Source organism: Exiguobacterium sp. N4-1P (genome assembly GCF_002214325.1).
The window spans coordinates 718,370-734,096 of sequence record NZ_CP022236.1; the positions used below are offsets into that span (position 1 = coordinate 718,370).

The 15,727-nt window shown below is 44.9% G+C and carries 14 protein-coding genes; 7 read left to right on the top strand and 7 right to left on the bottom strand.

Annotated features, from left to right (window positions below; genetic code table 11):
- Positions 1-90: 90 nt before the first annotated feature.
- From A0126_RS03690 to A0126_RS03720, 7 genes are all read left to right on the top strand, one after another.
- Positions 91-468, top strand: coding sequence for a response regulator (locus tag A0126_RS03690; protein ID WP_029332854.1), 378 nt, complete (start codon positions 91-93; stop codon positions 466-468).
- Positions 449-2,989 (top strand): HAMP domain-containing sensor histidine kinase, encoded by a 2,541-nt coding sequence (locus tag A0126_RS03695; protein ID WP_088836486.1) that lies wholly within the window; start codon positions 449-451, stop codon positions 2,987-2,989. The genes A0126_RS03690 and A0126_RS03695 overlap by 20 nt, the downstream gene beginning before the upstream one ends.
- An 88-nt stretch (positions 2,990-3,077) precedes the next feature.
- Positions 3,078-3,458, top strand: coding sequence for a DUF1516 family protein (locus tag A0126_RS03700; protein ID WP_088836487.1), 381 nt, complete (start codon positions 3,078-3,080; stop codon positions 3,456-3,458).
- A 231-nt stretch (positions 3,459-3,689) separates the two neighbouring features.
- Positions 3,690-4,688 carry a class I SAM-dependent methyltransferase gene (locus A0126_RS03705; RefSeq protein ID WP_088836489.1) on the top strand — a complete coding sequence of 333 codons (999 nt, stop codon included), beginning with the start codon at positions 3,690-3,692 and terminating at the stop codon, positions 4,686-4,688.
- 106 nt (positions 4,689-4,794) lie between these two features.
- Positions 4,795-6,285 carry a phytoene desaturase family protein gene (locus tag A0126_RS03710; RefSeq protein ID WP_088836490.1) on the top strand — a complete coding sequence of 497 codons (1,491 nt, stop codon included), beginning with the start codon at positions 4,795-4,797 and terminating at the stop codon, positions 6,283-6,285.
- Complete coding sequence (locus tag A0126_RS03715) at positions 6,282-7,754, top strand: phytoene desaturase family protein (protein ID WP_088836491.1); 1,473 nt, start codon at positions 6,282-6,284, stop codon at positions 7,752-7,754. Before A0126_RS03710 ends, A0126_RS03715 begins: the two co-directional genes overlap by 4 nt.
- Positions 7,720-8,547 carry a phytoene/squalene synthase family protein gene (locus A0126_RS03720; RefSeq protein ID WP_088836492.1) on the top strand — a complete coding sequence of 276 codons (828 nt, stop codon included), beginning with the start codon at positions 7,720-7,722 and terminating at the stop codon, positions 8,545-8,547. The genes A0126_RS03715 and A0126_RS03720 overlap by 35 nt, the downstream gene beginning before the upstream one ends.
- Before the next feature lie 434 nt (positions 8,548-8,981).
- On the opposite strand, the gene A0126_RS03725 is transcribed toward A0126_RS03720, so the two are convergent.
- The 7 genes from A0126_RS03725 to A0126_RS03755 form a co-directional block, all read right to left on the bottom strand.
- A complete protein-coding gene (locus tag A0126_RS03725; protein WP_088836493.1) occupies positions 8,982-10,454 on the bottom strand; it encodes a phytoene desaturase family protein in 1,473 nt (490 codons plus the stop codon).
- Between the two features lie 16 nt (positions 10,455-10,470).
- On the bottom strand, positions 10,471-11,547 hold the full coding sequence (locus A0126_RS03730; protein ID WP_088836494.1) for a glycosyltransferase family 2 protein: 1,077 nt from the start codon (positions 11,545-11,547) through the stop codon (positions 10,471-10,473).
- Positions 11,544-12,242 carry a lysophospholipid acyltransferase family protein gene (locus tag A0126_RS03735; protein WP_088836495.1) on the bottom strand — a complete coding sequence of 233 codons (699 nt, stop codon included), beginning with the start codon at positions 12,240-12,242 and terminating at the stop codon, positions 11,544-11,546. The genes A0126_RS03730 and A0126_RS03735 overlap by 4 nt, the downstream gene beginning before the upstream one ends.
- The gene (locus tag A0126_RS03740) at positions 12,211-12,966 is read right to left on the bottom strand and encodes a carotenoid biosynthesis protein (RefSeq protein ID WP_029332864.1); all 756 of its coding nucleotides are present in this window, start codon (positions 12,964-12,966) and stop codon (positions 12,211-12,213) included. The genes A0126_RS03735 and A0126_RS03740 overlap by 32 nt, the downstream gene beginning before the upstream one ends.
- A 130-nt stretch (positions 12,967-13,096) precedes the next feature.
- Complete coding sequence (gene pssA, locus A0126_RS03745; RefSeq protein WP_200872399.1) at positions 13,097-13,834, bottom strand: CDP-diacylglycerol--serine O-phosphatidyltransferase; 738 nt, start codon at positions 13,832-13,834, stop codon at positions 13,097-13,099.
- Positions 13,835-13,854: 20 nt separating this feature from the next.
- Positions 13,855-14,322 carry a Cys-tRNA(Pro) deacylase gene (gene ybaK, locus A0126_RS03750; RefSeq protein WP_088836497.1) on the bottom strand — a complete coding sequence of 156 codons (468 nt, stop codon included), beginning with the start codon at positions 14,320-14,322 and terminating at the stop codon, positions 13,855-13,857.
- Positions 14,282-15,664 (bottom strand): MATE family efflux transporter, encoded by a 1,383-nt coding sequence (locus A0126_RS03755; protein ID WP_088836498.1) that lies wholly within the window; start codon positions 15,662-15,664, stop codon positions 14,282-14,284. Before A0126_RS03755 ends, ybaK begins: the two co-directional genes overlap by 41 nt.
- Positions 15,665-15,727: the final 63 nt, after the last annotated feature.

Below are 15,727 nucleotides of genomic sequence, written 5' to 3' on the forward strand. Positions count from 1 at the left end.
AAGTATGGTTGAACTTCCTCCATCCATGTGTATAAGTGAGGATGGAGCGAGTACCGCCAAGATGAGTAGATATTTTAGGAGGAATTATAGATGGCACGTATTTTATTAGCAGAGGACGAAGACGTATTACGGATGTTGGTCCTTGATACGTTAGAAGATGAAGGGTACACGATCGATGAAGCGACGGATGGCGACGAAGCCTATCAAAAAATCATGAGTCAGCATTATGATCTTGTATTACTTGATTACATGATGCCTGGAATGACGGGAATCGAAGTTATCGAAAAAGTACGACGTCATCCGGACAAACAACAATTAAAGATCATGATGTTAACGGCTAAAAGTCAACAATCTGACCGTGAGCGTGCTGAAGAGATCGGGGCGAATTACTTTTTCTCAAAACCGTTCAGTCCGTTAGAGTTGATTGATGTCGTAGGAGGGATATTGAGTGATCATCAAGTGGATTAATCGAAAAATCGGACGCCAACTAATGGCTTCCTTTTATGTCGTTTTAGCTACGCTGATGATTTCTTCTTTGGTCGTCTACAACTATACGGACACAAGGTTACAAGATACCCGCGCGAAGCTTGAAGATATCAGGGATCGTAGCGCCCGGGCCGGTGCACTATGGGAAGAGTGGCAAGACCTTCAGTTTAATATGCGTGGTTATGCGTTAATGGGGGATGCCACCTTATATGAAAAAATCGCTGCGCAACAAACAACGATTGATCGTCAAACACGGTGGTTCGAAAAAAATGCGATTTATGAGCAAGGAAAAGTCTATGCGACATCTTCACGCGAATTGTATAGCTATTACTTCGATTCGGTTTTGCCGCTTGTGCAGTCCTATGTAAAAGGTAAAAAAGATGGGGACGTAACGGAGACTTTTCTTCGCGGGACGACTTTAACAAATCTTCCATTAGGGAAAGAACTTGTCGCGGATGGAAAAATTTCATTAGATGACGCAGGCAATATCGATGTCCTCTCGGAAATCGATAAAAGTGAGTTGGCACTTGGAGGATACCGTGAATTTCTTGATGAGTGGGCAGAGAGAACGAGCCAGCAGTTAGGACAAGAGATTCGAACGACACAACTGATTTGGTTGTCGAATATCATCGTCGTCATTGCTGTGTTGATTTTCTTTATCTACCCGTTCATTCGAAGAATCACCTCTGAGCTTTTAGGACTCGTTAAAAATAGTCAGCGCCTTGCAAATGGAGAAGACATTTCGAACATTCAAGTCCCAAAACGAAAAGACGAAATCGGAATCCTAGCTTTGTCATTCAATCAAATGGCCAGTTCAATCTCAGAAAATAAACAACACTTACTTGCAAAAAACGAAGAACTGCAAGCGCAACAAGAAGAACTGCAAGCACAACAAGAAGAACTGCAAGCCCAACAACAAGAGTTAGAAGAAGCGCTAGAACTGACGATGCGAAACGAACAGCATCTTCAATACCGAAATGATTTAACAGAGACGCTGGCGGCTCGGGAAGCATTGACAGCCTATCCGGAAATTATCGAAAAACTTGTAACGATTACAGATTCAGAAATTGGTGCCCTCGTTTTCGTCGATGAAGGACAAAGTTATTCTGTCGTCACGCATGGTATGACGGAGCAATTGACGGAACAATTGCTAGGTAGCGATTTCTCATTGTTGAAGCGAGCAGATACTTTGAAAAAAGCAGTCCATTCGTCTAAACAAGTATCGAGTAATCACCCGTTGCCCTACCCGTACTATATGTATGAGACAGCAGTACCGATTTTAGATCCGTCATCGGATGAAGTGATTGCTTTCATCTATCTCGTTCGTTACCGCGACCAATTTACGAATGAACAAATGCGGGATGTCATGTCGTTCTCACGTCAATTGTCACTTTCCCTATTACGGATGCGGTTATTTGATGAGATGAACAAAGAGAAAACGAAAACTGAACGTATTCTCGATTCGATCCGTGAAGCGGTCATTTACATCGAACCCGGTAAAGAAGAGGTCTTCGTCAATCAGCCATTGTATGATCTATTTCCAGAGTTGCGCTATGGAGCGAACGAAGAAGTCGAGACACTTGATTTCTGCCTAGAAGCAATTCATTCCATCGTCGATGACCAAGCGGCATTTTCACAGTACGTTGAAGCCGTTCTAGAAGGAGATGTCCCGACAGAAAGTCTTCAATTCTCAATCCGACAACAAACGGTCTTCATTCAATTTTATGTCGAGTCGATTGAAATCCTTGGTGTTCACAAAGGGACGATGCTCGTCTTGCGTGACGTGACGAAAGAGACGGAAATGGATCGACTGAAGTCGGAGCTTGTTTCGACGGTTTCGCATGAATTACGGACGCCGCTATCGTCCATCTATGGATTTACGGAGTTGATGTTGAATCGAGATATCGATACGACCCGTCAAGATAAGTATTTGCAGACGATTCACTCCGAGACAGAGCGCCTTGCCAATCTCGTCAATGATTTTCTTGACGTACAACGGATGGAATCGGGGACACAGTCGTATAAAAAAGAGCCGCTTGATTTGCGTCTACTCCTCGAAGAGACGACACAATTTTATGCAGCATCGACGAAAAAGCACACGATTTCTTTCCGGGCGATGAGTGAGGCACTTCCGCTCATAGAAGCAGATGAAGAAAAGATGAAACAGTTGATGAATAACCTATTGAACAATGCTGTCAAATATTCACCGTTCGGTGGAAACATTGACGTGACCCTGTCGATTGAAGAACAACATGTCTTGTTCGAGGTCCGTGATCAAGGGATTGGTATTCCAGCGGCAGCACTCAACCACTTATTCGAGAAGTTTTATCGTGTCGATAATTCAGATAGCCGTAAAATTGGCGGGACTGGACTTGGACTCGCGATCTGTAAAGAAATCGTCACGGGTCACGGCGGAGAAATTCAAGTCGAGTCCATCGAAAAACATGGAAGTGCGTTCATGGTTAAACTTCCATTACTGGTAGAACGTGTGACGATTTCTTGAATAAATGATATGTTACGAAAATAACCCTATATCTAGCAGGGGAAATCAGCTACCATGAAATAGGAACTAGAAAAAGGGGGAAATCATCATGCCAATCACTGCTTTTGTTCATACCCATGTTTTACTATGGGTGTTACTACTCGTTGCGTTCTTTGTCGCCTTTTCAATGTATAAGAAGGGGAAGCCTGCAGCTAAAGGAATCCATATGGCCTTTCGCCTCTTATTGGTGTTAACGTTTGCGACAGGATTGTATCTGTATATCCAAATCATGGGGATGTCTGAAAATCCGGACGGTTTATACCATGCAAAAATCACCGGTGGTTTATTGTCACTCATCTTGGGTGAATTGACATTAGTTCGACTGAAAAAAGGAAAATCGTATTCTGGGTTCTTGCTCGGATTTGCGGTGCTCATACTCGTGACGATTTTCTTAGGATACTCGTTACCATTCGGTATGGAGTTCTTCTAATTCACTGTCCGGTTGAGAGTCGACCATCATTGTGTTCCGGCACAGCGATGGTCGACTCTTTTTATTTTGCGTTTTCCCGCCTCGATCGAGGAAAACAACGAAAAAAATGCTTTTATCTCCCGATAGCACTTTGTATACAGTCTGAAGCAAAAGTTTAATGCGTTTTTTTTGTTTACAAGTTGTTGTTATTTGGGAAAAGGGATGTATTACGTGGTAGAGAGGGGAACGCTTGTGGCACAGTTGAAAGAATGGACAAAGGTTTTTCGGGCGAGAAAATGGATGAAACGGGCGGAACCGGTTTTACCATTATGGCATGGATATATTGGCTATAAATATGGGTTGTTCGATGTCTTAGGTGCTGGCGCAACACAAGCAGAAGCCCAAATACGACTGAAGCAACCGCTCACAACAGAGGCATTATCGCGTTGGTTCGAGGTTGGCCTGGCAGTCGGACACCTCAAAAAGAAAGATTTACGGTACACGGCAACACGGCATGTCCTTCCAGAACTCTCGAAATCAGATGACCGCAGTATCGGCTTCATGTTATCAGAACTGATGGAACTTCATTTGCCGGCTTTATTTTCCTATCCGCAATTTTTAGAAGATGGTCAACAGAAGACCTTTAATGGAGAGGAACACGGAGACATTGTTGCTGAGACGTCCGCACTTGTCGAAACGGTTGCTTTTCCGGCAGTACGTCATATCATTCGAAATGAAAACGTCACGTCCTTACTTGATATCGGATGTGCGTACGGAGGATACTTACGAAAAATCCATGAAGCCTTACCGGAACTCCGTTTGGCTGGAATTGATATCGAAGAGTCTGTCATCGCTGAAGCGAAGCGACGCGATACGACAGGAGAAATTGATTTTGTTGTCGGAGATATTAAAACCTTTGAAGTAACGGAAACATACGATGGTGTCATGATGAACAACATTCTTTACTATTTTCCGAAGGAAGAGCGACTCCGTCTCCTCGAAGGTGTCCGTCGCTTCGTCAAGGACGATGGAACAGTTATTCTTGTCACACCACTTCGGGATAGTGAATACGGGGCGCCGTTCTCAGCTGCCTTTAACGCCTTCATGACGTTACACGAAAATTTATATCCGCTTCCTGGAAAAAAAGAATTGACTGAACAATTACATGCAGCCGGTTTTGAAAATGTATCGATCACACCATTTTTGAAAGAAGGAGCTTGGTATATCGTCACTGCAAACGCCACTTCCTAATCGGAAGCTTGGCGTTTTTACAGTTTGAAGGCACTTTAGATTTGTGGGCATAGTATGTGATTAGTATAATAGTTAAAACGACCAGAGAGAAAAAGGAGAGATTCGTGTGAAGCAGCGTGTAGCCGTTATTGGAGCAGGACCCGGAGGACTCGCCTGCGCCATGTTATTAGCAGGGCGAGGGGTAGATGTGACTGTGTACGAGAAACAAGCAGTCGTAGGTGGACGGACGTCACGTGTGCAAGTTGGTGATTATCAATTTGATCGAGGACCGACCTTCTTAAATATGCCCCATATTTTAGAAAATCTATTTACGAGCATCGGATTGAATTTACACGATTATTTGGAACTAAAGGCATTGGATCCGATGTATACACTCTATTTCAATGGAGGAAAGGATCAGTTCACGATGACGACGGACCGAGACCGGATGAAGCAAGCAATTGAAGACCAGTTCCCGGGTAATGGAGAAGGGTATGATCGCTTTATGGCGGAACAAGCATTAAAACTAGGGAAGTTGATGCCTATCCTCCAAACGAAGCATGATCGATTGACGGATTATTTATCACCACGTGTGTTGACGGCGTTACCTCGGCTATCGTTAGGACGCTCGTTATATGATGTATTGTCGGACTACTTTACAAGTGAAGAATTAAAGTATTCGTTTACGTTCCAAGCAAAATACCTTGGTATGTCAGCTTGGGAATGTCCAGGCGGCTTTTCAATTCTATCTTACATGGAACATGCTTACGGCGTTCATCATCCGATTGGCGGAATGAACCGCATCCCGGAAGCGATGAAACAAGCAATTGAGGACTTAGGCGGGAAAGTTCATCTGAATGCTGGAGTCGATCAATTGATTTTAGATGGAAAAGAAGCAACCGGTGTTATTCTAGAATCGGGAGAACATGTGTTATATGACGATGTAGTCGTAGGTGCGGATTTCGCTCATGCGATGAATCATCTCGTACCGGAAGGTGTTCTCAAAAAATGGTCCCGTCCGAAAATCGATCGTAAAAAATTCTCATGTTCGACATTCATGTTGTATTTAGGTGTCGATAAACGGTTTGACGCTCCGCATCATACGATTTATTTTGCGGAAGACTACGAAAAAAATGTCCGTGAGATGACGCAGACTCTTGAATTATCAGAAGACTTTTCGTTTTATGTTCAAAATCCTTCAATCATTGACACGACGCTTGCTCCTGAAGGCAAGTCATCTCTATATGTGCTCGTCCCAGTCCCGAATAATTATTCAGATCTTGATTGGGCAGTTGAAGGACCGAAGTTACGCCGGAAAGTCCTCGATGCACTAGAAGAACGTTCTCCTTATAAAGGTGTGGAAGGGGCAATTGAAGTCGAAGAAATGTTCACGCCTGACGATTGGGAAGCGATGGGGGTCCATCAAGGAGCGACGTTCAACTTAGGACATCAATTGACGCAGATGATGTATTTTAGACCACACAATCGGTTTGAAGAATTAGATCATGTCTATCTAGTTGGAGGCGGGACACACCCAGGTAGTGGCCTTCCGACGATTTTTGAGTCCGCTCGTATCACTGCCGATTTGTTGACTGGTGAAGTAGGTGTGACGAAATGAAGATTGGATTTGTAGGCGCGGGCGTCGGGACACTGCATGCGGCGCTCTTATTGACGAAACGCTATCCAGAGATTGATATTACAATCTACGAAAAGGAAGGGCGGGTCGGTGGTCGACTCGCTTCTGTCGACTTTGAGTCAGGCGGTCGGATTGATCAAGGGCCGACGATTGTCTTGATGCCTGGAAAATTACAGGAACAGCTAGCGGAAGCGGGACTCGATGGAGTCGAATTGTTACGAATCGATCCCCTGTACGATTTACATTTTGATGATGGGACGGTCGTGACGAAATTAGGTGATGTCGTCGATCAGGCAGTTGCGATTGAGCGACAGTTTGGAGAAGGCCGTGGCTTTTCTGAATTTATGCATCAAAAATCAAAGGATTATGACATCAGCGTCTCGAAATTTTTAGAGCGGAGTTATTTCCGTAAAACTGAATTGTTACAGCCAGGCATGTTGAAACCATTAGTAAAGATGCATGCACTTGAGACAGCGCATGATCATTTGAAGCGATATTTTAAAAATAAATACTTGCGAATGGCCTACAGTTTTCCGACGTTTTACATTGGTGGGAATCCTTACACAACTCCCTCGATTTACGGTTTGATTCCATATCGTGAACAAGCAGAAGGTGTCTGGTACGTTAAGGGCGGCTATTTCTCTTTAGCTGAACGCATGTATGAAGTATTGGTTGAACGCGGTGTTCGTTTTGAATTCAATCAGTCCGTCGAACGTGTCACGATTCAGGACGGGCAAGCGACAGGTATCGTAGTGGGTGATGCAGAATATCATTATGATAACGTTGTTTTAAACGGTGAGTTTCCATTGATGGAATACCTTGTCGAAGGGAAAAAACCGAAAGCCTATACGCCTTCTGGCGGAACGTTACTCTTGTATTTTAAAATGCGAGGAAAAGTCAATCTGCCGGTTCATCGTTTTTTGATGCCGAATGACCTAGAACCGTTGATGAACTCGATTTTCCATCAAGATGAACTACCAGAACATCCGGCTGTTTATTTGTTTAATCCGAGCAAGGTTGACGATTCGCTAACGGATCGTGAGGATAGTGTCGTCTATGCGTTAGTTCCTTCTCCGCGGAATTTTAATCGGGAGAAGTTCGAGCAACACGGTTTTATTGAAACCATCTTAACGAAAATTGAGAATCATCATCCAGGATTCCGTAATCAAATCGAAGAGATGCAAATCCGAACACCGCAAGACGCAAAAGAGTTTGGATTGTATGAAGGCGGAAGCTTTGGTATCGCACCGACGATTCGCCAATCAGCAGCCTTGAAAACGCAGGCGCGTCCTTATCCTGATATTGAACGATTATATGCAGTAGGTGCATCCGTCCATCCATGTGGAGGCGTTCCGATCGTCATGATGGGAGCGACATTACTTGTCAATCGTATGGAACAAGAGATGAGGTGGAAAAATGAATACAGTGACGCAGGCATACGCAACGTGTGAAGAAACGATTCAGAACGGATCAAAAACCTTTTATAAAGCATTTTCGTTATTACCAAAACAAGATCGATTAGCCGTTTATGCCATTTATACATTCTGTCGTTTTTTAGATGATGCCGTTGATGAATCCGACACACCTAAAGAAAGTTTGGAAGCCTTTTTAGAAGAATTTCGTTTGTTCCGTTCAGGATACCCTATAAAAAAGCCACTTTGGATTGCATTGACGGATGTCTTTGAACGGTATGAAATGGATGAGACGCCTTTCCTTGAGCTGGCGGAAGGTATGCGTTGGGACATCGAAAAAAATCGATATCAGTCACTCGAAGAAACAGAACAATACAGTTATTATGTTGCAAGTACGGTCGGCTTGATGCTGCTGCCGATTTTAGCACCGGGTCAACCGGAACTCCGTCAATCTGCGATTGAGTTAGGCATCGCGATGCAATTAACGAATATTTTACGGGACGTCGGTGAAGATGCAAAGCGTGGCCGAATCTATTTGCCGAAAGAATGGATGGATGAATACGACGTCACGCCACATTCTTTGCTCGCAGGAACGCCGTCTGGGGACTTCGTAGGTCTTTGGGAGGCATTAGCTCTACGCGCAGAGCATCTCTATGATGCAGCAAGTCCTTCGTTCGAGCGTTATCCAAAAGAAAGTCGACGGGCCTTAAAAGTGGCAGCATTGCTTTATCGTGGTATTTTGGATGCGGCACGCGATAACCAATATGATGTTTTTACGAAGCGGGCGTACGTAAGCCGCTGGCAAAAGATGAAGTTACTCGCAACGATTTAAAAGTCCATAAAAAAAAGACCTTGGCGGGGACCAAGGTCTTTTTTTTATGTTTCGTCTAGACCGGGGAGTCTAAGACGTTTCTGAGCGATTTTTGAAACAGTTGAGCAGTTGCTAACAAGGCAGGTCAACAATTCACGGGGATGAACTGTATTTCAACGAGCTGCCTGTGAACTAATCAGGATGAGACGATCTAAGGGGGAACGTCGTAAATCATGCTGACAGTTCAAACGTAGAACTACTTCGTTTAAGTGGGTCTTAAACGATGAATCAAATAACCGCTGCAAGTGTGTTAAGTTCCTAAACGCTCTTGACTCGGGGAAGTCACCTTGCGCTTGATTGAGGATGTGGGGTCAATCACTACCTCTTGAACTCGAAGTAATCGTATCAAATCTTAGTTGTCCGTACAAGTAATCGATTTGCAATTCACATAACGTTCACAGGGATTGGGCAGCACTTGACACGATTCGTTCACTTGCCAGTTTTCCTGAAAGCGTCACCATTGGACTACCGCCACCAGGATGGGTCGATCCTCCCGCGAAAAACAAATTGTGAACATTTTTTGAACGGTTGCTTGGGCGCATGAACGCATTGCGTGTACCATTCGAAGAGAGTCCATAAAGAGACCCATGATACGCAGAAAATTTTTGTTCGATATCGGTCGGTGTGATGCGTTGTTCGAAGACGACGTCCGATTCGATATCGATTCCGAACTGTTTCAGCCGTTGATTAATCAAGTGATCATACGTGTCGAAGTCGATGACGTTGCCTTCATTCGTCGCGGGTGCGTTGACAAGTATAAAGAGGTTGTCCCCAGCTTCGCCCATCTCAGGTGCCGTAACGGAAGAATTCGAAATGTAGATGGTCGGTTCTTCCGCGTAACGGTGTTCTTCAAAAAGGGCACGAAATTCTGCTTCATAATCCGATGAGAAGAAGACGTTATGATGGGCAAGCCCTTCAATTCGTCGCGTGAGCCCGATACAACGAACATAGGCCGAAATCGAAGGTTCCATTTGACTGGGTGTCGGGTTTTTAAAATCGGGTCGAATCGTTTCCGAAACGAGACGCGGGTATTGTGTCAATAGATCACCATTCATCACGACGAAGTCGACAGGTAAGTAATCGACATGGTTCAGTTCGATTTCTGTCGCAAGTCCATCCGTAACTTCGATTTGTGTGACTTCCTCGCCTAAGCGGAAAACGACGCCCATCTCTTGCGCCCGGCGTGCGAACCCTTCTGCGATTGCCGTATTTCCGCCACGAGTAAAGTAGACGCCGTCATTCAGTTCGAGATGAGCGATTAAAGCAAATGTCGCGGGCGCCTGATACGGACTACTACCAATATACGTCGCGTAACGATCGAGTGCCTGAATCAGTTGAGGATCCTTGAAATAGCTCTTGTGCAGCGAATGGATCGTTTTGAACGGGTGAACTTTGACCATATCTCGTAGTAAAGAGAAATTGAAATATGAATCGATATTGATAAAAAATTGCTGTTTAGCGATTCGGAATAATTCGGCGGCCTCTTCTTGATAGCCTGTGATATCATTTTTTGCTAATTGTCCGTTCGTAAAACGATCGATTTCCGTCCGCATTGCTTCTCGGCCATGCGTAAAAGTTAAGGTCCGCCCGTCAGGAAAGTGATTGGCGGTATGGCGTGCTAATTTTTCGAACTGGAAGTAATCATCGGGATCTGCTCCCGACTCCCGGATGACAGATTGAAAGACTTCGGGCATCGTGATGGTATTTGGACCGAAATCAAACCGGTGTCCTTCCGTGATCAGCGGCATCAATTTTCCACCAATATGATCATTTCGTTCAACGACAGTAACTTTAAATCCTTTTGAAGCGAGTGAAATAGCGGCACTTAAACCACCTAAACCGGCTCCGATGATAGCGACATGTTTCATAATGAACAATTCCTCCTTAAGAATAGGCCCGACCTTTCCAAGTGATTTCCCGTTTCCGAGCTCTTCGAATCATCGCCGTTGCAAGTAAGAGGACATAAAGACCGGTTGCGAACGGGTGCAACAACCAAACATGGCGAATCCGCGCCATCCGATCAATCCTGTATCGTGCGAGCAACAAGAGAGCAAGTCCACCAATCGTCTCCCAAGACGGAAAGAGGAGGGCAGCTGGTAGTAAAGAAAACTGTACGAGATAGAACAACAGGAAGTAACTGCCGACGAAGTAGGAGTCGTTCATTCCCCGAAAGACATTTTTGAGAAATCCCTGCCATACTTCACCGTTCGTAGCATACATGTCACAACTGACATAAGGGGCGACATGAACGAGTGTCGTCGTATGACCGTGTTGCTTAAACGTCCGACAGAGCTCTAAATCATCGACGAGTGCCGTTTGAATCGCTTGATGTCCCCCGACGTGTAAATAAGATGCACGTTCAACGATTACGACCATCCCGTTCGCAGCGGCAAAAGCAGGGTGCTTTACCTTGCGAAAAGCAAGCGGGAGATGTTGCGAAATTAAGACATGTTGCATCGGAATCAAACACTTGCCTAAAAACGTTGGTACAGGAAATGACGGAAAACCAGATAAAAAGCTAGCTTTTTCCTGTCGCATCGTCGCATATAGTCGAGGAATCGTATCCGGCATCAATGTAATGTCTGCGTCAAGAAATAACAGATAGTCTTCCTTTGCGACAAGTGATAGTTGATGGCAAGCATGAACCTTTCCCGCCCAATCTGAGGGGAGGTCGATTCCGTCAATGATTGTAAAGCGGTCATCCTGATGTGTCTGTTGCAACAGTAGGTTACGTGTCTCATCCGTTGAGCGATCTTCATAAAGATAGACATGCATATTCGGTCCGAGTGCGCGTTTGAGTGAATCAAGCAACTTCACGACATTTCGTTCCTCGTTCCGCAAGGGGATACAAATTGCGAGACTCGGTGGTGGAACGGGTGCAGCGAGTTTAGGGAGAAACATCAAGTTAATGAACGTATAGAGGCAAACAAGGAGCGAGAATATGAATAAAATCATGCTCATCGTCGAACCGCCTTTAGCCAACGCTCCGTTTTAACAGGAAGCGGGTCTGTTCGCTGCGTCAACACTTGATAAGCCTCGACATTTTCTGACATCGCATCAAGCCGGACATCATCATATAAGCGAGTCATTGCTGCTGTTAGAAATTCAGTCTGGTTTGAAGTACGACCAGGTGGTATTTCGATTTGGCGTGTTCGGATGTAGACATCCGGTTGTTGTTCATGACTGAACGAATAATAAAATGAAAAAATGGAGACAGACCGGGCTGCTTTAGCAAGATAAGTCGCGCCGCTCGCGAGTTGAAGCGGTCGTTCTTCTTGATGGCGTTCTTCGCCTTGCGGGAACATCCAAACACTACTGCCTTCCTGCAAACGTTCCTTTGCGTAGTTGAGGCTCATCTTTACATCCTTTAAGGAGTCCCGGTTGATGGAAAAGGCACCGAGTCGTGAAAAGAAAGGGAAGCGCTTTAAGCCATGTTCATCAATCATGACGTACGGGTTTTGATGGAGTACGGATTGATCGAGATGAAATAAGATCATCCCGTCCCACCACGAACCATGTGTTGCAAGCATCAAACCAGGTACCGGTAAATCATCAGGGCGATACAATATTCGATGGAACTGTTTGCGGATGAGCCGCTCTTTCAAGTACAGATGAAAGGCTTGTTCAGCTAATTTGTTTTTTTGCGCCTTTTGCATGTAGTGCTCCTCCTTTCGTCAGCCAGTAAACAAGCAATGCTAGGCTACTGATTATCGTCACACCATAAAGGCCTGCGACACCAGCAGTCAGTCCAAATAAACCATGAAGCATCAAAAATAAGTACTGGTTGTTTCGTTCGAGCTCGGTGAACGTTGGCTTTTGTTCAAATCGTGCCATCAAAAGAGCGAAGACAAGTGCTGTTCCGTACCAACCGATAAAGTTTTGTGTTGGGATATCATAGTACAGACCCCCATCTTGCCAAAGCCAATACGATTTGACGTTCGCTGAGACCGGATCAATGGCCAAGTCGAGCCAAACAGCAAACAAGGGGACGAGGATCAGGGTGTTGTAACGAAACGGAAAACGCTTCGAGAATGCAAGACTTGCCCCCATAACGGACAACCAAGCTGCACCGATCGTGATTGGAACACCGAGTAACTGAACACCGAAGTCCGATTCATACCGATAGGTCCCGAATGGCCATCCGGTGTGGACACCAATTGATTCGATTAAAATAGACCCAAAGAAAATAAAAGGAATAATGAAGCGTCCTTTCGGTAAGACATCCCATAAGTAACAAGCGGCATACAGACCAGAAGCGAACAAAAAAACGGCATTGGCCCATTCGAGCCAAGGGGGTAATAATGAAAATCCGACTAAAATGAGCCCGATGACGAACCAAACTGTAAAGAATAACCAAAGGCGGCGCTGAAATATGGCCATGACGTATGTAAACCTCCATTCATTAGCATGATGTCACTAGTATACCCATATCCATCTGACTCGAGCGAGCATGGAGGGGCAGATTAAAAAAACAGACCGTCAAAAGACGGTCTGTTCAGCAGTAAAGCGTTTAATGTTGCTTTTGTTTTTTTCGTTTGACGAATGAAAAGAGTAAAAAGGCAATATAAAGGGGGACGGCAATAAACCAAAACGTCGACCATTCGTTACTCCGGGCAATCATGACATACGTGACATAGAGTAACGTGAACGTGATGACGAATGTATGGCGCGGCACTGGAATATCTTTGAAACTCGGAATCTTGACGCGACTGACCATCAAGAAGGCAAGTCCCGTAAAGGCGAGCGGAACCATTAAATCATTCATTCGTCCACTAAACAGCGTGACGACAGCTAAAATCCCACCTGCTGCCGTAATCGGTACACCTGAGAAGTAGGTGGACGCGACATTTGTTGCTGAAAGGTTGAATCGTGCCAAGCGAAATGCTCCGAATAAAGGGAACAAAGCAGCAACGAGTAAGCCGATTTCACCAAAGTCGTAAAAATAAGTGTAATATGCCATCATTGCGGGGGCGACACCGAACGTGACGACATCGGCGAGCGAATCAAGTTCTTTCCCAAAATCGCCAGCGACACCGAGCATCCGTGCAATCCGACCATCTAAACTATCCAACATCATGGCGATGACAATCAACAGTGTGGCATTTTGAAAATCTCCCCGCGCCGCCATGACGATTGCGAGAAAACCACAATATAAATTCCCGAATGTAAAGAGATTCGGGATTGAGTTACGAACACGTTCTTTCCACAAAATGATTCCTCCTGCCACTTCTTCGATACTACTCATCATATCATATCTAGCTGTTCGTATCAGCGGTTTCGATAGAGAATCCCACTAGTAAATTCCAATAAATCATCCGGAGACAATTTGATTTGCTGTCCCCGTTTACCGGCTGAGATGATGATGAACGGTTGACCGATGGCACGGTCGGACAGGAAGACGGGAAAAGCTTTTTTAGCTCCGATCGGAGAAACACCGCCACGGACGTATCCTGTCAGACTTTCTAATGCCTTCATTGGGACCAATGCCACTTTCTTCGCACCAGATGCCCGAGCGACCGCCTTCAAGTTAACCTCTTCTTCGCCAGAGATGACAGAGAACAAGTAGTTTTTTTGATCGTCCTCTAAAACTAATGTTTTAAAAACCGATGAAAGCGGGAATTTAATTTTTTCAGAGACGGCTTGAGCGGACAAATCGCTCAAGTCGACCGGATAAGAAATGGATTCAAAGGAAACGTTAGACTGCTTCAGTAGCCTTTCTGCGTTCGTTTTGCTCATGAGATTCTCCTTTAGTGAGGGAATATTGAACCCACTTACGACCGTTCCAGCGTTTCAGTGCGAAGATACCACGGAACCATTCGTCGGCTGAGAAGGCAATCCAGATACCGAGAAGTCCGAGACCGAACTGAAGTCCGAGTACATAACTGACAACGACAGCGATTCCCCACATCGATAGGACACCGATTGTGACCGGGAAGCGGACGTCTCCTGCTGATTTCAACGTTCCCATCAAGACGATATTCAGCGCGCGTCCTGGTTCGAGGATGACACTTGCCCAGAGCAACGGAATACCGATGGCAATGATTTCAGGGCTCGATGTAAAGAGTGACATGATGGATGTCCCGAACGCTGCGATTGCGACGGCTGATACGAAACTTGCGAAGACAGCGATTTTTAATGTCTTGATGCCACGTGCATGTGCCTGTTCAAATTGTTGTGCTCCAACTTGGCGGGCGACTAACAATTGTGTTCCTTGGGCAATTGCGAGACTGAACAAGAAGCAGAGCATTGTGATGTTTGAGACGTAAACGCGTGCAGACAAGGCAGCTTCACCAATTGTTGCGATGAAACCAGTGATGATGAGCTGTGAAAACTGATAAGAAATTCCTTCTCCCGCTGATGGAATTCCGATGTTCATGATGCTCTTGATGTCTTGACGGTTGATTTGAATTAAATCTTTCAAACGAAAACGTAGTGATAATTTACGGTAAACGACAAAGAATAACAGTGTGACGGCGAAAGCACGTGCGATGACGATCGACCACGCGACACCTGCGACGCCGAGTACCGGAATACCGAACAGACCGAGTACGGCGATGACGTTACCGAAGGCACTGACGAAGTTCATCAAAAGAGTGACGTACATTGCATTTTTTGTGAAACCATGACTCCGGAGGATTGCTCCGAGTGTTAACGAAATGGCTTCTAAAAATAGGAATAAGCCAACAATCTTTATGAATGTTTCGCCGTAAACTAATGTTTGTCCTTCTAATGAGAAGAAACCTAATAATTGTTTCCCGGTTAGGGCGACGAGTACAGATATGATTAATCCGATGTAAAGATTAATCGAGAAGGCAGAGCGGGCGGTTTGACGTGCATCTTGGACACGTTTTGCACCTAGGTACTGACCGATGATGATTGTCGCTCCGACAGATGTGATATTAAATAAAATAATAAAGATGTTCAAAACCTGGTTCGAGACACCGACAGCGGCTGCTGCACTGTCAGAGTAGTAACTTAAGATTAATGTCGCGATGATCCCTAAACTCATATGCAACGCGATTTCGATGAATAATGGCCAAGTGATTTGGAATAATGTTGGTTGTTTTACAGTTTTCATAAAATTAAATTCCCCTTTTAAGTCCTTAAAACATTTTGTCTTACTGTATCTTTTGGAAACTAT

Bases quoted from the DNA above. Each gene is read 5' to 3' on its own strand.
- A0126_RS03735 (WP_088836495.1), bottom strand. From the start codon at position 12,242: ATGCAAAAGGCGCAAAAAAACAAATTAGCTGAACAAGCCTTTCATCTG.
- A0126_RS03740 (WP_029332864.1), bottom strand. From the start codon at position 12,966: ATGGCCATATTTCAGCGCCGCCTTTGGTTATTCTTTACAGTTTGGTTC.
- A0126_RS03715 (WP_088836491.1), top strand. From the start codon at position 6,282: ATGAAGATTGGATTTGTAGGCGCGGGCGTCGGGACACTGCATGCGGCG.
- A0126_RS03755 (WP_088836498.1), bottom strand. From the start codon at position 15,664: ATGAAAACTGTAAAACAACCAACATTATTCCAAATCACTTGGCCATTA.
- A0126_RS03720 (WP_088836492.1), top strand. From the start codon at position 7,720: ATGAATACAGTGACGCAGGCATACGCAACGTGTGAAGAAACGATTCAG.
- A0126_RS03690 (WP_029332854.1), top strand. From the start codon at position 91: ATGGCACGTATTTTATTAGCAGAGGACGAAGACGTATTACGGATGTTG.
- pssA (WP_200872399.1), bottom strand. From the start codon at position 13,834: ATGATGAGTAGTATCGAAGAAGTGGCAGGAGGAATCATTTTGTGGAAA.
- A0126_RS03725 (WP_088836493.1), bottom strand. From the start codon at position 10,454: ATGAAACATGTCGCTATCATCGGAGCCGGTTTAGGTGGTTTAAGTGCC.
- A0126_RS03700 (WP_088836487.1), top strand. From the start codon at position 3,078: ATGCCAATCACTGCTTTTGTTCATACCCATGTTTTACTATGGGTGTTA.
- A0126_RS03730 (WP_088836494.1), bottom strand. From the start codon at position 11,547: ATGAGCATGATTTTATTCATATTCTCGCTCCTTGTTTGCCTCTATACG.
- ybaK (WP_088836497.1), bottom strand. From the start codon at position 14,322: ATGAGCAAAACGAACGCAGAAAGGCTACTGAAGCAGTCTAACGTTTCC.